This is a genomic window from Salinimonas lutimaris (assembly GCF_005222225.1).
GTDB lineage: Bacteria > Pseudomonadota > Gammaproteobacteria > Enterobacterales > Alteromonadaceae > Alteromonas > Alteromonas lutimaris.
The window spans coordinates 3,347,121-3,369,617 of record NZ_CP036536.1; the positions used below are offsets into that span (position 1 = coordinate 3,347,121).

The 22,497-nt window shown below is 49.1% G+C and carries 16 protein-coding genes; 5 read left to right on the forward strand and 11 right to left on the reverse strand.

Translation table 11 applies throughout. The features are described 5' to 3' along the window. Positions 1 to 32: 32 nt before the first annotated feature. Genes EZV72_RS14740 through EZV72_RS14755 form a run of 4 tightly spaced genes read right to left on the reverse strand, consistent with a single transcriptional unit; the run spans position 33 to position 4,806 of the window. Positions 33 to 761, reverse strand: a complete 729-nt coding sequence (locus tag EZV72_RS14740; protein WP_137167943.1) for a tyrosine-protein phosphatase — start codon at positions 759 to 761, stop codon at positions 33 to 35. A 9-nt stretch (positions 762 to 770) separates the two neighbouring features. After that, entirely contained in the window at positions 771 to 2,999 is a 2,229-nt protein-coding gene (locus EZV72_RS14745; protein WP_137167944.1) for a GumC family protein, read from the reverse strand. 38 nt (positions 3,000 to 3,037) lie between these two features. After that, the gene (locus EZV72_RS14750) at positions 3,038 to 3,583 is read right to left on the reverse strand and encodes a polysaccharide biosynthesis/export family protein (RefSeq protein WP_137167945.1); all 546 of its coding nucleotides are present in this window, start codon (positions 3,581 to 3,583) and stop codon (positions 3,038 to 3,040) included. Continuing rightward, the gene (locus tag EZV72_RS14755) at positions 3,583 to 4,806 is read right to left on the reverse strand and encodes an outer membrane beta-barrel protein (protein WP_137167946.1); all 1,224 of its coding nucleotides are present in this window, start codon (positions 4,804 to 4,806) and stop codon (positions 3,583 to 3,585) included. The genes EZV72_RS14750 and EZV72_RS14755 overlap by 1 nt, the downstream gene beginning before the upstream one ends. A gap of 634 nt (positions 4,807 to 5,440) precedes the next feature. Between EZV72_RS14755 and EZV72_RS14760 the strand changes: the two genes are divergently transcribed. Beyond that, a complete protein-coding gene (locus EZV72_RS14760; RefSeq protein ID WP_137167947.1) occupies positions 5,441 to 6,898 on the forward strand; it encodes an undecaprenyl-phosphate glucose phosphotransferase in 1,458 nt (485 codons plus the stop codon). Positions 6,899 to 7,105: 207 nt separating this feature from the next. Here EZV72_RS14760 and EZV72_RS14765 read toward each other — a convergent pair whose 3' ends face one another. Continuing rightward, the gene (locus tag EZV72_RS14765) at positions 7,106 to 8,014 is read right to left on the reverse strand and encodes a hydrogen peroxide-inducible genes activator (RefSeq protein ID WP_137167948.1); all 909 of its coding nucleotides are present in this window, start codon (positions 8,012 to 8,014) and stop codon (positions 7,106 to 7,108) included. 278 nt (positions 8,015 to 8,292) lie between these two features. On the opposite strand from EZV72_RS14765, the gene EZV72_RS14770 reads away from it, so the two are divergent. Further along, positions 8,293 to 9,276, forward strand: coding sequence for a universal stress protein (locus EZV72_RS14770; RefSeq protein ID WP_137167949.1), 984 nt, complete (start codon positions 8,293 to 8,295; stop codon positions 9,274 to 9,276). A 71-nt stretch (positions 9,277 to 9,347) separates the two neighbouring features. Here EZV72_RS14770 and EZV72_RS14775 read toward each other — a convergent pair whose 3' ends face one another. The 5 genes from EZV72_RS14775 to EZV72_RS14795 all read right to left on the reverse strand — a co-directional run bounded on the left by EZV72_RS14775 (position 9,348) and on the right by EZV72_RS14795 (position 16,176). Further along, on the reverse strand, positions 9,348 to 10,619 hold the full coding sequence (locus EZV72_RS14775; protein WP_137167950.1) for an inorganic phosphate transporter: 1,272 nt from the start codon (positions 10,617 to 10,619) through the stop codon (positions 9,348 to 9,350). A gap of 295 nt (positions 10,620 to 10,914) precedes the next feature. Then, a complete protein-coding gene (gene phoU, locus EZV72_RS14780; RefSeq protein ID WP_137167951.1) occupies positions 10,915 to 11,631 on the reverse strand; it encodes a phosphate signaling complex protein PhoU in 717 nt (238 codons plus the stop codon). An 11-nt stretch (positions 11,632 to 11,642) separates the two neighbouring features. Further along, positions 11,643 to 12,449: a phosphate ABC transporter ATP-binding protein PstB gene (gene pstB / locus EZV72_RS14785; protein WP_137167952.1), complete on the reverse strand. Its 807-nt coding sequence runs from the start codon at positions 12,447 to 12,449 to the stop codon at positions 11,643 to 11,645. A gap of 3 nt (positions 12,450 to 12,452) precedes the next feature. Further along, positions 12,453 to 14,030: a phosphate ABC transporter permease PstA gene (gene pstA, locus EZV72_RS14790; RefSeq protein ID WP_137167953.1), complete on the reverse strand. Its 1,578-nt coding sequence runs from the start codon at positions 14,028 to 14,030 to the stop codon at positions 12,453 to 12,455. Next, a complete protein-coding gene (locus EZV72_RS14795) occupies positions 14,023 to 16,176 on the reverse strand; it encodes an ABC transporter permease subunit (protein WP_232364434.1) in 2,154 nt (717 codons plus the stop codon). Before EZV72_RS14795 ends, pstA begins: the two co-directional genes overlap by 8 nt. A 150-nt stretch (positions 16,177 to 16,326) precedes the next feature. Here EZV72_RS14795 and EZV72_RS14800 point away from each other — a divergent pair, with 150 nt between their 5' ends. The 3 genes from EZV72_RS14800 to ppx all read left to right on the forward strand — a co-directional run bounded on the left by EZV72_RS14800 (position 16,327) and on the right by ppx (position 20,513). Then, positions 16,327 to 16,833: a glycine cleavage system protein R gene (locus tag EZV72_RS14800; protein WP_137167954.1), complete on the forward strand. Its 507-nt coding sequence runs from the start codon at positions 16,327 to 16,329 to the stop codon at positions 16,831 to 16,833. Positions 16,834 to 16,905: 72 nt separating this feature from the next. Next, complete coding sequence (gene ppk1 / locus EZV72_RS14805) at positions 16,906 to 18,987, forward strand: polyphosphate kinase 1 (protein WP_137167955.1); 2,082 nt, start codon at positions 16,906 to 16,908, stop codon at positions 18,985 to 18,987. Beyond that, complete coding sequence (ppx, locus tag EZV72_RS14810; protein ID WP_137167956.1) at positions 18,984 to 20,513, forward strand: exopolyphosphatase; 1,530 nt, start codon at positions 18,984 to 18,986, stop codon at positions 20,511 to 20,513. The genes ppk1 and ppx overlap by 4 nt, the downstream gene beginning before the upstream one ends. Here ppx and EZV72_RS14815 read toward each other — a convergent pair. Continuing rightward, the gene (locus tag EZV72_RS14815) at positions 20,474 to 21,682 is read right to left on the reverse strand and encodes a GGDEF domain-containing protein (protein ID WP_137167957.1); all 1,209 of its coding nucleotides are present in this window, start codon (positions 21,680 to 21,682) and stop codon (positions 20,474 to 20,476) included. The two genes, ppx and EZV72_RS14815, sit on opposite strands and share 40 nt — an antisense overlap. Positions 21,683 to 22,497: the final 815 nt, after the last annotated feature.

The window sequence follows — 22,497 nt, forward strand, 5'->3', positions numbered from 1 at the left end:
GCACACCAGACCGGTGTGCCTGATATCAGTACTTACGGAGCTTCAATCACGCCGGTAATGATGCCTGGCGTCGTTCTGAATAACTGTTCGGCTTTATCTGCACCGGCCAGCTTGCTTACCACCTCAAACGCCTCGGCCATATCATTAGGACGGCGTTTGATGTCATGCGTATCTGATGCCACGACATCAATCTGATTATTGTTCAGCATAGACTCGGCAATCTCCTGCACATGATCACCAAAGCGCCCAATAAACGCCCCGGCAGTGACCTGCAACAGGCAGCCCTGATTGCGCAGCCACTGGATCTTTTCAGGACGCTTCCAGATATCCCGGTTGCGTTCAGGGTGCGGAACCAGAGGCTGCACACCGGCGCTGAGTAACCAGCGGAAAAGCTGGTCCAATCCCGCAGGCATATTGCTGTGCGGCATTTCCAGTAACATGACCTTTTTGCCTTTGTACTGCCCTAAATAGGGCAATTTGTCTTGCTTGAACCAGGCCGGCACCATCTCATTGATCCGGATTTCACCGGCCCACAACAGTTCCAGGTTGATTCCTTCCGCCTTCACCGCGGCCACCAGATCCCGGTAGCCCTGCTCAATCATCTCAATGGTGTTGTCGAACGTGCCCCAGTGCATGTGCGGCGTACATACCAGGTGTGTAACACCGGCAGCGGCAGTTTGCCGCGCCATATCCAGGGCCATTTCCATATCCCGGGCACCATCATCGATGCCAGGGATAATGTGACTATGTACATCTATCACAACAGGTCCTTAATTTGCTTTTTCATTCGCATTGTAACCATATTGATCGTAGAAGCCACCGTAACGCTCAGACACATCTGAACGGCGCAAATCAACCTGGTTAAGTACCACACCGTCAACCCGGTGACCTACCTGCAGGAATCGACCCAGACCATTTTGAATCATCTTCTCACTGGTGCTGTCAGCACGAACTACGTAAATGACCGAGTCACAAGCCTTAGATACCACCATAGCATCACTGACCGCCTGCGTAGGCGCGGTATCCACCACCACATACTTGTAATGCTTTTTCAGGTAGGTAATCAATGCATTAAAGCCCTCGCCTGCCAGCAGTTCCTGCGGATTCGACGGAATACTACCGGCGCAGATAAGATCAATACCTGATTGCTCATCATGCACCAGACACTCATCCAGTGAGTGGGTTTTCATGGTCAGGTTAGATAGCCCGGGCTGATACGCCGGCACATTAAAGCGCTTACCAATGGATGGGCGACGTAAGTCAGCATCAATCAAAATGGTTTTATCCAGCTGACCCAGTGCAAACGCCAGGTTGGTCGATACTGTCGATTTACCTTCTTTAGGTACACTGGAGGTGACCAGAATAGCCTGGTTCTGCTTTTCCAGATTCATCAGCGACAAACTGGTTCTCAAGGTACGCACAGCTTCACTAAACTGATGATACTTACTATCAAAGAATGCACGCAACTCCATGTTTTCTTTACGCTTTTGCGGAATAATCGGGATTAGGCCCAACATCCGCTGACCCAGTTTTTTCTCCACGTCATCCACTGAACGTACGCCACTATTAAGCGCCTCAAGCACAAACGCCAGGAAAACACCAAAGCCAAAGCTCACCACAAATGCTGCGCCAATCAGCAGAGTACGGTTAGGAGCTGACGGGTTGTTAGGTGCCACTGCCGGGTCCAGAATCCGTGCATTGGCTGACTGAAAGCCACCAATTTCGCTGGTTTCTTTTAACCGTGTAAACATAGAATTGTACAGTTGCTGATTAATATCCACTTCACGCTGTAATGCCCGGCGCTTGTTTTCGAGGCCCGAAAGCTTACGGTATTCTGCCTTGGCATTGGCCACTTCTTCCTGCAGGTTTGCCACCTTATCCTGCGATGAGCGGTACTGGGTGGTAATACTGGAGATCAAGTCACGGATCTGAGTTTCCAGTGTATCCTGCACAGAATCATATTCAGCCTGAGCTGCAACCATTTTCGGGTGCTTAGGACCATACACTTTACTCAGCTCCGACACCCGGCTCTGCGCTTCTGATAACTGACGGCGCACACTTTGAATGTTGGCATGATTCAGTACTTCCGGCAGTCTGGCCAGCGCGCTGTAATCAGCACCATTCCGCTGTGTCTGCTCGTAAATCGTCCGGTTTTGTTTCAGGGTGGTCTGTGCCTTTAACAACTGGTCGCTATACTCTTCCAGTTCTTCGGCAGCCAGGCCAACCACACCGCCGCTTAAATTAACCAGCTGGTTATCTTCATAAAAAGCCGTCAGTTTACGCTCAGCTTCTTCCAGCTTGTCTTTCAGGCCTTCCATGCTTTCGGTCAGGAATGACGTTGCCTTGCTGGTCATATCCACTTTAGCCTGAAGGTAGTTTTCGACATACACATCGCCCATGGTATTAGCAATACGGGCAGCTAAATCTGCCGAATCACTTACCGCGGTCACTTCAATCACCTGCGTGTTGTTAACCAGGGTGACTGAAATCGAATTCATCAGTTTGTTGATGGCTGCCTGACGACGTTTCTCCGCTTTCTGTGTTTCGGTTAACTCTACTTTTTCCTGTTTAGGCAAAAACGGAATTTTTGATTTAACCCACTTTTTCACGTCTTTGACAATGGTCAAACCGCCTGACGATTGCGGCATGAATACCGGATCGTTAGACAGATCCAGCTCGTCAACCGCCCGGGCTGCCACCTGGCGCGACTGAATAATTTCATATTGGGTCTGCATATAGTCTTTACGGGAGGTATCAGACTTATACACTTCTTCAATTGAGGTCACATTGGCCGGCTGAGATTCAATCAACAAGCTGGCGGTGGCCGAATAAATCGGCGTCATTTTCATTACTATCAGCGCTACCAGGATGGTAAACAGAACAGCAAGAAGAATGATGCGACCAGCATAACGCTTAAATACCTGCCAATAATGCGCAAAATCGATGGTTTCATCATCGAGGATATTGGCCTGAAGCTGGTCCCTCATTTTAATAGACATAGCTTTTCCTTCGAAATCTGGCTAAAACTGCGCGCTTCTTAGAAGAAGCGCTGTGGAACGGTAATGATGTCGCCGGGCTGAATTAAATGCCCTACGCCCACTTCCAGTGTGGTTTGCTGACCGTTACGCTCACGAACAATTTGGATGTCGGAACGTGACGCCCGCTCTGTGTAACCACCAGCCAGTGCAGCAGCTTTGTTCACAGACAGACCAGGCTGATAGGGGTATCCGCCCGGGTTTTTCACTTCCCCGTCAATAAAGAACGGGCGATATTCAACAATTGATACCGCCACCGAAGGATTGACCAGATAGTCTTCCTTCAGGCCTTCATAGATGAGGTTTTCAACTTCAGAAAGTGTGAGGCCTACAAGCTTTAACTCGCCCAAAAATGGATAGTTAATTTTGCCTACATCCGGCAGACGGGTTTCCATCGACAAATCACTCTGCCCAAATACATTGATCAGAATTTTGTCGCCTACACCCAGGCGATACTGACTCATGTTCGGGTTGCCGTCCTGGGCGGTAGCACTCATTACAAACAGTGCCAGCATCATACCGAGCAGATACCTCACGCTTTTTTCCATTACAATGTTACCTTCGCTGTTAGACCGATGACATCTCTGTCAAATTCGATGGTTTCACGGTTACTGTCACGGTCATTGATTTGATAGAACACACCGACCGTTAACCAGCGGCGGAACATATAATCGGCGCCCAGGCTGAACCGGGTGGTCTCATCTTCACGCAAGTCTTCAACCTGACCTTCATAATCGTCTGTCAGGTACGCCACTTTGGCGGTGGTTGAAAAGCGCTCCAGCCAAGAATGTTTCCACGCTACCGCGTAATCACGGCTACGAATGTAGTCGGCATTACTGTTGGTTTCGCGGGTATCAGCGCTGGTTGAAACTGTAAATTCTGAATAGGTCACCGGCTTGTAAGCCATACCTACTTCCCAGGCCACCCCAGAGAAATCATCACGGGTAGACGACGCAAATTTCTTTTGTTTGTAACCAATTTTGGCAAAACTGCGGGTGTAATCGTTAGTGTTCCAGGTCAAACCGGCCAGAATTTTGTTTTCATCAGAATCCAGTGGATTTGCCGGATCAGCAGACTCATCGTAGGTGATTTCAGAGCGTGTCGCGTCCAGCACTAAATTCGTACTAGGGGCAACCCGGTAGTAGAAAGAACCGCCGTAACGAAAGGTGTCACGATCACGAAAACGCAAGAACTCACTGTCGCGAAAATCTAACACTTCCGGACGGTCATCATAGTTCATGACTTCATAGCCTACAGACAAATCAATTCGTCCAAATGCAGACAATGCGCCGTAAGAGTAAGTACCGTCTACCGAAGACTTTTTATAAGTGTCCGGCTCGTCCAGCTCGTTACCAAAGCCATTTGAATAAACCCGGCCACGATCATCGTGTCCGTCTTCAAAGTTAGCCCGGGCGGCAAAGCGATTACGGTCATTGATAACAAAGTCGCCATCCAGATGCGCAAAGTGATCGGTGTAGTTGTCCTGTTCGCTGGAAAAGTACTCGCCGCGCTCGATGCGATAGGCAAATTCAATTTCATTGCCGCCTACCTCAGTCACCGCTTTAAGCTGAGGCGATACCACGCCTACCCAGCTGGTAATCTCTGCATCACTATCGCTCGCATAGGTCACGTTATTGATGTGAAGAAATTCCGTGTTCAGTACGGGGATCAGATCCACACTCCCCATTTTATATTTGCCAGCCTCCTGTGCCTGGGCAACGCCCGCAGCAACCAGAGATAATGCAATTACACTGGAAGTCCTTTTTATCATGTTCTCTCCGCAATTTTATATTTGATAACAACAGATATTTGTTTGAGGCCTGATCCCATAATGACATGGGGTGTCTGAACACTGACTGACTACCAATGTTCTTTTATTGTACCTGTCGTCTGACAAGTAATGGGCCTGAAAATGTCTGCATGATAATTTTACTCCGGTGGGCATATGCCAAATATGTGCCACATGTCGGAGCTGCCTGAAACCTTTGAATATGACCAGAGCATAGAAAATGATGATAAGGATTGGGGCGATATATTGATAATAACAACAGAGTCACATACTTATCAGTTTACTATTTAAACAGTCACAGGCAGCACTTACCCTTTAAACGTCCTAACCAGAAAAAATGATTAATTTGGGCTAATACATTTTTCGTAGTCATTAAGTAACACTTTTCCCGCCATTTCATCACTCTTGCTTTACTACATTTCTGTAATAAAACTACAACAATTGGTTGAACCCTGATAGTCACTGGTCTGACATATAAATTTTGGCATCTGGTTATATTTGGAACAGTTCGTGCATCTATTCTGACAGTGATGTTTTATTTTTTTAATTCTTTAATGTGTGAATTCAGTAGAGCCTTTGATTTACCTGATTTACCACTTACTGGAGTGAATAAGTTATGAAATTTAATTTACTGCAAAGTCAGGCGCTAAATGGCAACAGTTCATCCAGGGACGAGAGAAGAAGTGGTATAACCGGCCATTATCAAAGCAGTTTCTCGACTCTGTATCGCCTGATTGACCTGTCAGTGATCACTGTTTGCTTCTACGCTGCGGTGTTTTACCACGATCTGACCATTACCACCACCGGCATGATTTTGTTATTTATCAATGTGGTATCTTTTCAGATGGCAGCCGAGGCGATGGATCTGTATCGCTCATGGCGCAGCAGCCCAACCAGCGACATGCTTAAAACAACCGGCATGACGTGGATCGCCAGCTTGTTTGTCACACTGACCTTAGGCTTTATGTTTTCACACAGTGTTACCTTATCTCCAGCGATGGTGATGATGTGGTTTGCTGCATCTCTGGTTACGCTAACCGTTTGGCGGGGCGTTATGCGTCAGTTCCTGTTTAAGGTTCGCCGCGACGGTATGAATTCTCGCTCTGCTATCATTATTGGTGCTACATCAGTCGGTTATGACATGGCTGAACAGATGGCGAAAAACGAACATCTGGGCATCCATTTTCAGGGTATGTATGACGACCGCCCAGCAGATCGTCTTGGTCAGGACCAGAGCCATGAAATTCAGGGCTCTATTGACGAGGCCATTGAGCTGGCCAAGCAACACAAGGTGGATTACATCTATATTGCACTGCCAACGGCTGCCGAGAATCGTATAAAAGAGATTCTGGAGAAGTGTAGTGACACTACCGCAAATGTGTATTTGATTCCGAACTTCTTCATGTACTCGCTTCTTAACTCACGCTGGCAGTCTGTGGGTAATGTTCAGGCGCTGAGTATTTATGACACACCGTTCCAGGGCGCCAACGATGTACTGAAGCGTATTGAAGATGTGGTTATCAGTAGTATTATTCTTGCTTTTCTGGCCATTCCGATGCTGTGTATTGCCGCTGCGGTAAAAGTCACTTCTAAAGGTCCGGCTATCTTTAAGCAGAAACGTTACGGTCTGGATGGCAAGGAAATTACCGTTTATAAATTTCGCTCTATGTCGACGCAGGACAATGGTTCGGTGGTTAAGCAGGCGACCAAAAATGATCCAAGGGTGACAAAAATTGGTGCATTTTTGCGCCGCACCTCGCTCGATGAGCTGCCACAGTTTATTAATGTGCTGCAAGGCAGAATGTCCATCGTAGGTCCGCGACCGCACGCTGTTGCGCACAATGAGGAGTATCGTAAGCTGATTACCGGCTACATGCTGCGTCACAAAATACGCCCTGGCATTACAGGTTGGGCGCAGGTCAATGGCTTACGTGGTGAAACCGAAACAGTGAACAAGATGGCTAAACGGGTGGAGTATGACCTGGATTACATGCATCGCTGGTCTGTCTGGTTTGATATCAAAATTATCATCAAAACTGTGACCGGTGGCCTGTCAGGTAATCATATTTACTAACCGCCACCTGTGATAAAAAAGTCCGCCTGGTCTCCCAGTGCGGACTTTTTTGTAACTTAACTACCGCTCAACCGGCTTCAATTGAGGGAAAATTACACACTTGAGTGTGACTTTATTGCCGCCAGTACTTTTACACTAATATTTCAGTGCCAGTTTTTGTTAGCAATATATCAAATCTTCGGTTACGAGTTTAACAATCAACAACTACTAATTTAGTGTGGGTTTGGGGAGTAGCGGCGACAGTATTTCACCAATTCTGCGAAACAGACGCATACGGGTTGTTCCGGCCCGCCAGACCAAACCAATTTCCCGATAGGCATCATTCTCCGCCGGTAGTGCTTTTAATTCTGTGTTATCCAGAATCTGCTGATTTAACGCCAGCTCCGGCAAAAAGGTATAGCCCAATTTGCTGTTTGCCAGCTGTACCAGCGTATACAGGCTGCTGGCAGCCAGGCTACTGACCTGGTCTTTATGCTGCAAACCGCAGGCACTGACCGCATGACCGGTCATACAATGCTCCTGTTGCAATAAAAAGATACTTTTCTTAGGCAGGCTGCTGATGTCCATCGGATCTTTTAAATCATCAGCCATCGAATGATGCGCTACCAGATGAAACGGATCATGCCCCAGAATCATCTGCTTACATCCTGGTGTTTCCATGGGCAGGGCCAGCACCAGCAGATCCAATCGTCCATCGGATAACTGCTGTAACAGATTACTGGTGGTATCTTCCTGCAATTCCAGGCTGATATCTGGCAAAAAAGCGTTAAAGGCGCCGATCATGCCTTCAAATAAAAATGGCGCAATGGTGGGTATAACACCCAGACGCAGATTTCCCCGCTGCCAGTTACCGGCGTTTTGTGCGTACTCCACCAACTCCCCGGCTTCCTGCAAGATCAGTTTACTGCGCTCTACTACATCCAGCCCCAGTGAGGTAAACACAAAGGTTTTATGCTCGCGCTCAAGCAGCTGACTACCAAAGTGTTCTTCCAGATTCTGGATAGCAGTACTTAATGTAGACTGGCTGACATTACAGCGCGCGGCAGCCCGGTGAAAGTGCTGCTCCTGATGCAGCGTTACCAGATAGTGCAGATGTTTTAGGTTCGGCCATTTCATACTAAAATCTTTTTTGGATTAAAATCGGATATTTTAATCTAGCATAAGAATCACGAAGTAGGAATGCAAGTCGACAGGTAACCGCGAAGGAAAATCGCACAAAGATATCGTGGTATTGATTCTGCTTGTGGCTTGAACAGATTTTTACCGTTATGCTGTCATAAAAACTTCATAGTTGTATTACGGCACTTCGGACGCCGGCCCTTTATAATGGCGCGATTTTATTAAATCCGGCTGTTTGACTGTGCAGGCAGCCAAAGAATTAAAATGAGGCGACAATGAAAGGAAACTTTAACAAGATTCTTTGTGTTCTTACTGACACGCACAAACAAGACGAAGTTGTCGCGCAGGCGCTTCACATTGCTAAAAACCATCAGGCAGAGCTGACCATTCTGCTTAAGCTTGAGGCGCTGCCGCCCAATGCTCACATGGTCATGCAGTCGTTTGCCTACCTTGAAAAACAAAGCTCGATTGAAAGCGCTGCCCAGGCGTGGCTTGACGGACAACTTAAGGCCTGGGTAGGTGATTACCCGGTTACTACAGATGTGCACATTGGCCAGAGTTATGTAGAGCTGGTGCAGCATATTATGGTGCACCACTACGACTTGGTACTGAAGCTATCTGACTCTGGTTTTATTGAGCGTTTGTTTGGCAGTGATGATTTCACTCTGCTACGTAAATGCCCTGTACCGGTGTGGATTGTTCATCCTGGCAACAGTCAGCAATACGATACGGTTGTTGCAGCACTAGACCTGAACTATCACTATCCTGAGCATGAAATTTCTGTGCGCCGGAAACTCAACATGGATATTCTGCGCTATGCAGCCCAGATTGCCCTGATGGAATTCAGTCAGCTGCACATTGTGCATGTGTACGACGCAGTGCCTGAAAGTATTCTGCGCGGTGACTTTATCTCGGTGGATGAGAATTCACTGGAGGCCGACCTGCAGACCATCTATGCCGAACGGGAAAAAGAACTGGCACGCTTGTTAGGCGAACTGGACAAAGAGTTACATGAAGGCGCGCTGGAATCTTTAAATCCACAGCAGCATATTGTGCGCGGCTATCCTCGCCGTGAAATTGCGGCAACAGCCAAATCTGTCGATGCCAAGGCCGTTGTTATAGGTACAGTGGCCCGGCTGGGTGTGCCCGGGTTTATTATGGGCGGCACTGCCGAGGAAACGATTCACCAGCTTGACTGTGCCCTGCTGGGTATTAAGCCAGACGGGTTTGTCTCCCCAGTATCTATGCCAGATAATTAACAAACTGAGTCAATGAACACAAAAAAAGCCCTCATTAAGAGGGCTTTTTTCACATCGGTATATCGAACCGGTTATTCGACGCCGAAGATACCCTTCAGGGCGAAGAAGAAGATAACCGACAGTACCGCACCGGCTGGCAGGGTAATGACCCATGACACCACGATGTTACGTACAATTTTCAGATTCAGTGCTGACACACCGCGGGCCATACCTACACCCAGTACCGCCCCCACCAAGGTTTGCGTAGTGGAGATTGGCAGACCGGTACCCGAGGCAATAACCACAGTACAGGCAGCCGCCAGTTCAGCAGCAAAACCACGGCTCGGTGTTAAGTGGGTAATACCCTGGCCAATGGTTTTGATCACCCGGTGACCAAACAGCGCCAGACCAGCAACAATACCAAAGCCACCCAGAGGAAGAATCCATGGTGCCAGATCAGAACTTGAATTGATAACCCCACCAGAGCCTACCACACTGACTACCGCAGCCAGCGGACCAATGGCATTAGCTACATCGTTAGAACCGTGGGCGAAAGCCATACAACAGGCGGTTACCACCATTAAAATAGCAAACACTTTTTCTACGTTGGCAGCCTGCAAATCAGCATCAGCAGACTCACTATAGCGCAGACGTTTGATCATGACTTTACCCACAAAGCCAAGCGCGATAGCAATCACCACTGCCAGAATGTAACCATTCACTGCAGACAGCTCCATCCCAACGTGCTTCAGACCTTTCTTAATGGTCACCAGTGACATGACAAAACCCGCCAGCCCCATGTAGAAAGGTACATAGCGCTTGGCATTTTCCAGCGGTTTGTCAGTGCTGAAAATCAGTTTTTGCGCACTCATGAAGATAAGATAGGCAATGATACCGGACAGTGCAGGTGTTACTACCCAGCTACCAACGATCCCCCCTACTTTGTCCCAGCTAACCGCATCCATGCTCACGCCGGTGGCAGTGAAACCGATAATGGCACCAATAATAGAGTGCGTGGTTGATACCGGCCAGCCCAGCCATGACGCAAGACCCAGCCAGATACCTGCAGCCAGCAGAGAGGCAATCATACCTAAGACCAGGTAATCTGGTTTATCGATAAAGAAGGAAGAATCAATAATCCCTTTGCGGATGGTAGAGGTCACTTCGCCCCCGGCCAGATAAGCACCAGCAAACTCGAAAATCATCGCAATGATGATAGCCTGCTTGATGGTTAATGCTTTTGAACCAACGGATGTTCCCATTGCGTTCGCGACATCGTTAGCACCGATCCCCCAAGCCATAATAAAGCCGACGACAGCGGCTAAAATGATAAGAGTTGTGCCGTAGTTTTGCAGAAATTCCACGTATTAAGCTCCTGACTTGCTTTGCTTACTTGCTGGCTAGGCCAGTATGCGCCAGGCGCATGGGTTGAGATTGATTGATATCGTTACTCACAATCGTGCTCTTTGGTGTTGAATTTTCAATGTTACGCATAGGTCAATATTTAAACTGAACTCGTTTTAGCTGCGCGCATGATAACGTAATCACTGCACATGCCATAGTCAAAAATCACGGAATTAGCCGAATTTCCTAAATTCCATTACAGGTTGCCGATTTTAGCGACTATTGTTTCATTTTTATGACGATCAGGACCGATTTTTATGATAAATCCTCTAATTTTTGCATCATAGACTCCACCGATGCATGGCGTGCATCCTCACCGCTGGTCAGAGTTATCACGTATTCGCACACATTTTTACAGCGATCCCCGACCCGCTCCAGCGATCGCAATGCCCATAATATTTCCAGCCAGTCCTGCATTGAGTCAGTGTTTTTTTTCATTTCCTCAACCACACGCCCCAGCAGCTTTTTGTATTCAGCATCAATACGGTTGTCTTCGTTGTACACATCCAGTGCAGCCCGTTCATCCTGCCGGGCAAACGCATCAAAGGTACCGCGCATCATGGCAGCGACCTTATCACCAATAAGCAGCATGGAGCTACGTACTGACTGGGAAGCTGGCAGTTTTCCCTTAGTTACCAGCCGCGCAATACGCTCAATTTCATCGCCCATTCGTTCAATATCGGTGATCGCTTTTGAGATCGTCATGATCAGACGCAGATCTGAGGCAGTGGGGTGACGCTTGGCAATAATTCGCAGGCATTCCTTGTCAATCTGCAGCTCCATCGAATTGATCTTCAAATCGTTTAGCGCCACTTTTTCTGCCAAACCAGCGTGATTCAGCTTGATAGCCTTGAGAGTGTCGACCAGCTGTTGTTCCACTTCCCCGCCCATGGTCAGCACGGAATTCCGAAGGTTCTCCAGTTCAGTGTTAAACTTATTGGAGATGTGAGTATTAAACGCTACCTGACGCATAATTGCCTGCCTTAACCGTACCGGCCGGTGATGTAATCTTCTGTCTGTTTCACTTCAGGAGTGGTGAATAAGGTATCACTGTCACTGTATTCAATCAGCCGGCCCTGATGCAAAAACGCGGTGTAATCGGAGACTCTGGCTGCCTGCTGCATATTGTGGGTAACAATAATGATGGTACAGCGCTTTTTCAGCTCCGCCATCAGCTCTTCAATAAATAGCGTGGTTAACGGGTCGAGCGCCGAGGTCGGCTCATCCAGCAATAAGATCTCCGGCTGCAGTGCCAGAGCCCTGGCTATGACCAGTCGCTGTTGCTGACCACCGGACAATACTGTTGCCGGCTCAAACAAGCGGTCTTTGACCTCATCCCATAAAGCCGCTTCTTTTAACGCCCGCTCCACCGCATCATCCAGCTGTCGGCGGGTAGTAATACCTTTGAGCTTTAATCCGTAACACACATTTTCAAAGATGCTCATAGGAAATGGATTAGGCCGCTGGAACACCATCCCTACCCGGCTACGTAACTGGGATACATTTTCCTTGCGCGAATTAATGTTACGACCACCAATGTAGATCTTGCCGTCATAAGTACAGTCGTTGTGCAGATCGTTCATCCGGTTAAAGCTGCTGATAAGTGTCGACTTCCCACATCCGCTCTGCCCGATAAACGCCGTGATCCGGTGTTTGGGAATTGACATGCTGATTCCTTCAAGTACCTGCTTATGACCAAACTTCAGGTTCAGGTCCTCTACACTTATCGCCGTTTGTTCATCGGTCAGGTTGTTGAGGTCGAGCTGTTCACGCTCAAACAATGTCAGCATGGATTACCCTTTTTGGAAACGTTTACGCAGACGGGCCCGAAGCAACACCGCCAGAATATTAAGTACAAATACCACCAGCAGCAGTAACAGACAGGCAGCAAACATCATTGAGGCACCTTTGGCGTCGGTCTGGCTGTGAAAAGCGCCGTCATAAATAAGTACTCCAAGATGCATAAACTGCCGATCCAAATGCAAAAACGGAAATTCTCCGTCAAATGGCAGGTTAGGCGCAAATTTTACCGCGCCGACCAGCATCAGTGGCGCCACCTCGCCAGCAGCCCGGGCGATAGCCAGAATCACACCCGTCATGATGCCCGGTGAAGCTATCGGTAAAATGGTATACATCACCGTTTCAGCTTTAGTTGCGCCCAGTGCATAACTGCCGGCTTTAAGCCCCTGCGGAACATTGCGCAATCCTTCTTCTGTGGCCACGATGACCACCGGCAAGGTTAAAATAGCCATTGTCAGTGACGCCCAGAAAACGCCCGGCGTTCCCATGGTCGGGGCCGGCAGGGTATCGGCAAAGAATATCTCGTCAATGCTGCCGCCCACGCCATAGATAAAAAAGCCCAGGCCAAATACGCCGTATACAATCGATGGCACCCCGGCCATATTACTGACACTGATTCTGATGGCGGTGGTAAACCCATTGTTTGGTGCGTATTCGTTCAGATACACAGCCGCCAGCACGCCAAACGGGGTGACAATCAGGGTCATAATAAACACCATCAGCACTGTACCGAATAATGCTGGAAAGACCCCGCCGGCGGTATTGGCCTGCTTGGGGGCTTCGGATAAGAATGCCCACACCTCACTGAGTGCAACGCCCAGCTTCTGCCAGTAATTCAGCTGTCCCGGATAAATAACCGCATCAATATCGTTAAGCGGTATATTAAAACCGTATCCGTCTGCCAGGGTTACGGCCAGAACATACTTGTCACGCAGTTGCTCAAAAGTCTCAAGCCGTTCCTGCCATTTATTGAACTCGTTAATCAGCCGCAGGCGGGCGGGCGCCTTTGCGCTGACTTTGCGTCGGTCGAGCTCTGATAAAGCTTTGTGAATACCGGCCAGATGGTCATCCTTGATTTGCTGAATAGACGCCTGAACCCCGGCGGCCTGTTGTTGCAGGGCCGTCAGCCGGGCCACATTCACATTGGCTTTTTCCGGCGTCACAATACCTATGGGCTTACCCAGCACCACCCGGCCATCGGTCAGGCTGATTCTGGCCACCTTCGGTGCGGCAGTCAGCTCAGCAATCCGGCGATCTTCTACCAGTGCCTGAGTGCCGTACGGATTGCGGCGATGGGAATACAACAACCAGCGTACTTCCTCATCGCCTTGTTCAAACCGGCTCTGACTCTGGGCATAGGCAATCTGACTGCGCCCTTCCGTTGAGGTAAAAACCCCTTTATAAATAGTTTCTGGCCAGAAATAGCCTCCGCCACGAGCAAAAATCAGCAGCACAATACTGATCATAGCCAGTAGCAGCAGTGAGGTAAAAAACACACTGATACTGAGAAACAGGGTTTGGTACTGAGCCGGCGTATAGATATTTTTCAACCAGCGCCTGAGCTTATCCATAGCGGTTTCTCCGGCGCAGGCGCTGACGTAACAGCTCAGCGACAGTGTTGATCACAAAGGTAAATAAAAACAGAATACAGGCAGTTAAAAACAGGATTTGATAATGCGTACTGCCAACATCGGCCTCGGGCAGCTCAATGGCCAGGTTGGCGGTTAAGGCCCGAAGCCCCTCAAACAGACTCCATGATGAGACCGGTGTATTACCGGTCACCATCAGTACTATCATGGTTTCACCAAAAGCCCGCCCGAACCCGAGCATGATGGCCGCCAGAATGCCCGGTGTGGCAACCTGAATCACCACTTTTTGCAAGGTTTGCAGACGCGTGGCCCCCAGCGCGTAGGACGCATTTTTCAACTCATCCGGCACCCCGGCAATGGCATCCTCGGTCAGTGAATAAATACCCGGAGAAATGGCGACGCCCAGGGCCAGTGCGACCACCACGGTGTTTTTGCCTATGGGACTGTCGGTGTCACTGAGTAGCTCAGAGGTGTAGCTGATATCCAGCCATGCCAATACCCAGTCAGTGGCTGTGGTCATGGCAAAATAACCGGTAGCCAGTAAACATACCAGAGCAAACAGTAATTCGGTACCCGGTCGCCAGCGCCCGGTTTTCTCCACAATGACCGGGGTTATCCAGGCTATCAGGGCCATTGCCAGCGGTATAAGGATCAGAAACAGTGCCAGGGTAATCAGAATATTGGCAGCCAGCGGCGCCAGCCAGATAGCCGCTATAAAGCCAATGAGTACAGACGGGATGGCTTCAAGCATCTCCAGTCCCGGTTTAATCCAGTTACGCAACTGCTGACTGGCAAAAAAGCCGGTATATACTGCCGCGCCGAAAGACAGGGGGATGGCCACCATCAGAGCCAGTAAAGAGGCTTTCAGTGAGCCAATAAGCAGTGGCACCAGACTGTATTTCTGCTCCTGAAAGTCCGACCCGCTGCTGGTTTGCCAGACCTGATTAGCGGTACGGTAGCCTTCGTATATTTGCGGTTCAAACAACGACGACCAGGTGGTGATGCCGCTCAGAAAATGTACTTTCACCACTTCCAGCTGCCCGGCACTAAGCAGGTAAAGCCGATCAGCATACCAGCTAATACTGCTTACCAACTCTCTTGTCTGATATTCCTGAACCACCTCACCAGAAACTCTGTTTAACAGTAGTAAGCGCTCACTTGACGTTGCCATTGCCATGGCATTTTCGCTGGGATGCGCCATGATAGTGGTGGGCTGCTCGCCTTGCGCAAGGTCAACGGTGTAGGTGGGTTCATACAACATATTACCAGCATCGTTTTTCAGCACCCAGCGGGTTACCTCGCCAAACTCAGAGGCGATAAACAGGCTGCGTGATTTAGGCAGGGCCTGCCACCAGCTCACCGGGTTATTGACTTCCAGCCGCTGGATCAGGTCGCCTTTTACGCCAAAAAACAGTAATTGTTTATCACGATAGGCCAGTGTTTGTCCGGTATCCGGTAAGGTCAGTATTTTAGCTTTAGCAGAATATATGTGGGTGTATGTGCGGGTGGGCTGTTGGCGGTTAACCCAGTACACCAGAACCTTGTTTTTGGTATAGACGGTGGCCACCAGCCACTGTGGCGAGAGTTCAATTTGCCAGTCTTTCTGGTGCTGCCAGATATTCTGTGGCAGTGCAAATGAAAATTCATTGAGACTTAAAGCGCCTGCACTGGCCTGCACGGCGGTATTCGCCTGCAATTGCAAACCGCGAACACCGGACACCCGGACAATGCCGCTGAGCGAAACCGTGATCAGATGATGTTCGCCGGCCGACTCCACCACCGCAAACTGACTATCGCAGGGACGGGTAATCTGCCGGTCCGGTGACAGGACTCCGGTGTCTTTTTGCAGATAGGCCAGCCATGTGCTGCAAGAAGATGTCTGCAAGATGACCGGTTGTCGCTCCAGCGCATCAGCACTGGCAACAAAGCGACTTTCCGGTAACGCATTCACGCTGTGCTGGAAAGCAAACTGCGGTGTATAGGTCAGCGGCACAGCCTGACTGATAAGATGAGCTATCAGGATCACCATCGTCAGCAGCACCAGACCACCGAATGTAGTCACCGCGATTCGTAAGCGGATATCCCGCCGCATGCGCTTTTTGGTTGTTTCTTTAATGGTGGAACTCATGCTTCCATAATAACTTTTTGACGCAAATGCGGTGGCTACCCGCTCATCATGTGATACTTTTACAGGTATTATCAAGGGAAAGTTAATTGTCGGCAACCTATGCCATAAATAGTTAATTTAAATGACAAACCACAACCATCAGGAGTGCTTATGCAGCCAGTAGTAATTACTATTATGGGAAAAGACAAAACAGGGATTGTGGATAAGGTAGCCCGTTGCGTATACCAGCACGACGGAAACTGGCAGGGCAGCAGCTTTGCTTATATGGCCGGCATGTTTACTGGTTTTGTTGAAGTGCTGGTACCGCATGATAAACATCAGGCGCTGGTCGATGCGCTGGACGCCCTGCCCGACCTGAGTGTTCAGGCGGTATCGCTGACCAGTGAAGCCAGACCATTTAGCGACACGCTCACCGTTGATGTGATGGGTAATGATAAGCCTGGGATCGTGCAGGAACTGACAAGCACCCTTAACCAGTTTAACCTGAATATCGTTTCCTTCGATTCGTCCTGCGAAAGTGCGCCGAACTGGGGGAGCCTGATGTTTAAGGCAACCGCTGTCATTGCTGTTCCTGCAGATTTTAATGACGATGCTTTGCAGGATGCGCTGGAAAACCTGGCCAATGATTTGGTTGTGGATATTACTACCCAGGCGTAATGGTCTGGTGTCATCAGCATGTCACGCATTGCTGACATGCTGGCTGTTTTGCCTGAACACAGTTAAGAGAATATGGACCCGAAAGATCTCTACTACCCGAAAGAATTAAGCTGGCTTGCGTTCAATGAGCGCGTGCTGCAGGAAGCTGCTGATAAAAATAATCCGGCCGTCGAACGGATCCGCTTTTTAGGCATTTACTCAAACAATCTGGATGAATTTTACCGGGTTCGTGCAGCTGATGTGAAGCGCCAGATTACCATTGCTCAGAATGACGGTAACGAAGAAGAAGCAGAGGCCCAGACTCGCCTGATGGAGCAGATCCAGCAAAAAGTGGTGGCGCTGTCGAACAAGTTTGATGAAATTCACAAAGAAGTGGTCAAAACGCTGGGCCGCTACAGCATTCATATTCTGCGCAAAAATGATTTAAACGATTATCAGAAGCAGTGGCTGCGCAATTTCTTTGTGAACAAAATTCTGCGCCACATAGCCCCGATTCTTATCGATAAGAAAACCGATCTGCTCAGCCGTTTAAATGGCACGGCGGTGTATCTGTATGTGGCTATCCGCCGTAAAGATCGTAATACCCGGTATGCTGCCCTACAAGTGCCGTCGCAGGAAATGTCCCGCTTTGTTCAGATTCCGCCGGAAAAGAGCCGTAAGAAAAAGCATATTATTCTGCTCGATGACATTATCCAGCTGTGTCTGGAAGAGATCTTCCGTGGTTTTGTGAAATACGATGAGCTGGAAGCTTTTTCTTTTAAAATGACCCGGGATGCGGAGTACTCGATCAACGAAGAGATTGACGAAAGTTTTGTTGAGAAAATGTCTGAAAGCATGAAGCAGCGTCTGATTGCTGAACCGGTCCGGGTGATTTACGACAACAGTATGCCTGCCGACATGGTGCAGGATCTGCGCAAACGGCTGAAGATCACGTCACTTGATACCATGCACGCAGCGGGTCACTTCAGAAACTTCAAAGACTTTATCGGCTTTCCCAATGTTGGCCGGGAGTATCTTGAGCACGCGCCTCAGCCGGCGATCGACTCCAGTGAATTTTCCCGCTATGACACCGTGTTTGATGCCATCAGCGCGCACGATATTTTATTGTATTACCCTTATCATCGCTTTTTACATTTTACCGAGTTTGTTCGTCAGGCGGCATTTGATCCGAATGTAAAAGCCATTCGCATCAACATTTATCGGGTGGCCAGTAATTCGCGTATCGTTAATTCACTGATTGATGCGGTGGATAATGGTAAAAAAGTCACGGTAGTGGTAGAACTGCGGGCCCGCTTTGACGAAGAAGCCAACATCGAATGGTCAAAACGCATGACCGATGCCGGCATCCGGGTTGTGCTGGGCGTGCCGACTCTGAAAATTCACAGTAAGCTGTGTCTGGTTACCCGTGAGGAGCGGGGGCAGCTGATTCAGTATGCACACTTTGGTACCGGTAACTTCAATGAAAAAACCGCCAAAATTTATACTGACTTCAGTTTATTTACCCGCAATCAGGAACTGGCCAATGAAGCGGTGTCTGTTTTTGATCTGATTCAGTATCCTTATCGCCGATACAAATTCCAGCATCTGCAAATCTCGCCGCTCAATGCCCGGACCAAAATCCAGTCGCTGATCCGGCAGGAAATTCAGTATCTCAAGGAAGGTCACAAGGCTCAGATTACCTTTAAGATTAATAATCTGGTCGATAAAGAGCTGATTGATGATTTGTACCGGGCCAGTCAGGCCGGGATCCGGATCCGCGGTATAGTGCGGGGCATGTGTTCACTGGTACCCGGATTACCCGGAATCAGTGATAATATAGAGCTGATCTCGATTGTAGATCGGTATTTAGAGCATCCCAGAGTGATGGTTTTTGAAGGGGGCGGCGACCGCAAGGTGTTTATTTCGTCAGCCGACTGGATGACCCGCAATATGGATAACCGGATTGAAGTTGGTTGTCCTATTTATGATAAACGTCTGCAGCAGCGTATTGTTGATATTATGGAGCTTCAGTTCCGTGACACCCTGAAAGCCCGGGTGATCGACAAGGATCAGTCTAACCGATACGTTCGCCGTGGAAATCGCAAAAAACTACGCTCTCAGATAGAAATTTTTGACTATCTGACTAAGCTTGAAACGAGTAATAAATCTGAATGACAAATCAAGAAACTGCCCTGATAGGCGTTGAATCCCGTGAGGTAACCAAAGTTGCGGCGCTGGATATTGGCTCCAACAGTTTTCACCTGGTGGTAGCCAGAATCAATGCCGGCTCAGTGCAGATTTTGCATCGTATCAAGCAAAAAGTCCGGCTGGCTGCCGGTCTCGACAGTAATAATATGTTGTCTGAAGAAGCCATAAACCGGGGCCTGGAGTCACTGCGTGTAGTGGCTGAAAGCCTGCGCGGCTTTGAGCCCGACTCAGTGCGAATAGTGGCCACTCACACTCTGCGCCGGGCCGTCAATGCGCGAGATTTTATCCGTGCAGCCCGCGAGATACTGCCCTACCCGATTGAAATCATCCCGGGGCAGGAAGAAGCCCGGCTGATTTATTCGGGCGTGGCCCACACCAGTCATCATGACGGTCGCCGGTTAATTGTGGATATTGGCGGCGGCTCAACAGAATTTGTGATTGGCGAGAGCTTTGAGCCCATACTTTGCAGCAGCTTGCAGATGGGATGTGTGAGCTTTACGGAGCGCTTTTTTGCTAACGGGGAGCTTAAGGCCAAATCTTTCGACAAAGCTATCATGGCAGTTGAACAGGAACTGGAAGTGATTCAGAACAAGTTCATACGCCAGGGCTGGATTGAGTGCATTGGTACATCAGGTACGATTAAAACCCTGTTTAACGCTGCCCAGCGAGACCGGCCCAATGGTCATGCTGTACCCGTTACGCTGAAGTCACTGAAAGCCCTGATGAAACAACTGATTGATATTGGTCATGTAGATCAGCTCAATATCCCGGAGATCAGTGAAGATCGCCGCGCGGTTATTGCCGGTGGTCTGGCGATCCTGATTGGCGTATTTCAAACGCTTAATATCTCTGGCTTGCATTACTCATCCGCCGCCCTACGCGAAGGCGTGCTGTATCAGATGGAAGATGAGTTGCATAACGCCGATATTCGCGGACGCACTGCGGCCAGCTTAGCGACGCGTTACGATATAGATACCCCGCAAGCGAATATGGTGCTTACTACATCCCGCTTTATCTATCGACACTGTGCTAAGTCGTGGAAACTGAAAAACAAGGACTTTGACAGTATGCTGGGATGGGCAGCCACCCTGCATGAAGTTGGCCTGCAAATCAACTCCCGGAGTGTGCAGCGTCATTCTGCCTACATATTAAGTAATGTGGATATGCCTGGTTTTACTCAGGAACAGCAGGAACTGCTGGCCACCCTGGTGCGCTTTCACCGCAAGAAAATCAAAACCGCGGAGATTCCTGAGTTTAATCAGTACGATAAGCAGAGTGTTCAGCGCCTGATTGCGATTTTGCGGTTAGGCGCGCTGTTGAACATCAAGCGACAAGAAGGCTTTTTGCCTGAGTTTGAAGCCAGAGCGACTAAGCAGGGACTGGCATTAGTGTTCCCGCCAGAGTGGTTATCCAAACGTCCGGTGTTATCGGCCGATCTGGAGCAGGAACAGGCTTACTGGAAAGCCATCGACATGTCTTTAACCGTTTCCTGAGGGGATTCTAACTCCAGCGTAACCACCCGGTTACGCCCTGTTTCCTTGGCCCGGTAAAGCGCCAGATCCACTTCGTTGATGGCATCGAACAGATCCTGAGCCGGCGCCAGGCAGATAACCCCGAACGATGCCGTCATACTGATTTGTTTCCCATCCACCTGTAACGTCGTGTTGGCGACGGTTTGGCACAGGTGCCGGGCAAAATGATCGGCATCTTTTAAACTGCAGCCTGGCAGCATAACAATAAACTCCTCGCCGCCCATGCGAATAAGCTTATCGCCGCTGTGTAGCTGTTCGCGCATCAGCTTACCAAAGTGACGCAGCGCCTTGTCGCCACCGATATGGCCATAGGTGTCGTTTATCCGTTTAAAAAAGTCGATATCACAAGCCAGTAAACAGACCGACTGTTTATTCTTTTCTACCCGGCTAATCATCCCCGGCGCGATGTCATACAAATAGTTACGGTTAAAACAGCCGGTGAGCGGGTCCAGATAAACCTGCTGCTTTAATCGTATCACCACCGAGTGCAATACCGACACAACAAAGCCGAGCATAAAAAGAATCATTAAAGTCACGATCAATCCGAATGCCACCAGCGCATGATAGATAGGATCGGACGCGATATAGATGAGATAGAAAGGTCCGCCCATACCGATAACCACAGAAGCGCCGAGCAGGATAGAAAACAGTACCTTGTCTCCCTGGCTGTTCACATCCATCAGACTGTTCATTTTGTACGTGGATGCAATAAGCGGTAGCAATGCACTGAAAAAAAGCATGCCACGGCAAAATAGCTCTGAGGCCAGTGCGATATTGTGTAAATACCAGGAAATTAATTCTACAACGATCAGGTGAGCAGGAATGAAGAACCGGAAGCCAGATCCCAGACGTTGCCCGTAACGTTTGAGCACGGTCATGTAAACCGCATAAGAAGATAACGTGAAAAACAGGTTGTAACCGATTAGGTGAAATTCGTTAAATCCGATATATGGCATGCACAGGGCTATAAAACCACACCACACAAACAACAGATACAACCGGGCATAAAGTCCTGACTTCTGCCTTTCCTTGTCTCCCGGCTGCGGCAGCGCGTAGGTAAATACGATGCCGACCAGGGTAAGCCCGCCCAAAATAGCGATCAAAAGAACTAAGAGTGTTTTAACTTCCAAACTCAACTTCCGATAATGGGTCACTGTATATGCGCTGATCTCTATTTTTTAGTATAGACAAGCAAACCAGTTACGCAGTAAATTTTTTGCCCCCGGTTGTCGTTTGGGTATCGCGCAGCGATATTCGGGAGCGCCGTGGGACATGACTGACTTGATGCAGTGTCGTTTCTCCCTTCGTCGTCCCGGAATCGCACGGCGATATCCAGGATATCCTTGAAATATGACTAACCCGATGTAATGAACTTTCTGCTCCCCCGTCTTCCCGGAATCGCACAGCGATATCCGGGATCTCGCTGGGAACATGGCTGACCCAATTCAGTGATTTTTCTTACCCCCGTCATCCCGGTATCGCACAGTGGTATCCGGGATCTCGCTGGGAACGTGACGCGCTTAAACAAGTGGTGTTGTGAATCAGCCAGACTGTTCAGGAGATTCCTGCTTTCGCAGGAATGACGAATGTGGGAGGTTCCTGCTTTCGCAGGAATGACGAATGCGGGAGGTTCCTGCTTTCCCAGGAATGACGGATGTGGGGAGAGACATAACTGACCAAATTCAGTGATGTTTCTTACCCCCGTTGTCCCGGAATCGCGCAGCGATATCCGGGATCTCGCTGGGAACGTGACGCGCTTAAACACATTACGTTTTGAATCAGCCAGACTGTTCAGGAGATTCCTGCTTTCGCAGGAATGACGAATGCGGGAGGTTCCTGCTTTCCCAGGAATGACGGATGTGGGGAGAGACATAACTGAGCCAATTCAGTGATGTTTCTTACCCCCGTCGTCCCGGAATCGCGCCGCGATATCCGGGATCTCGCT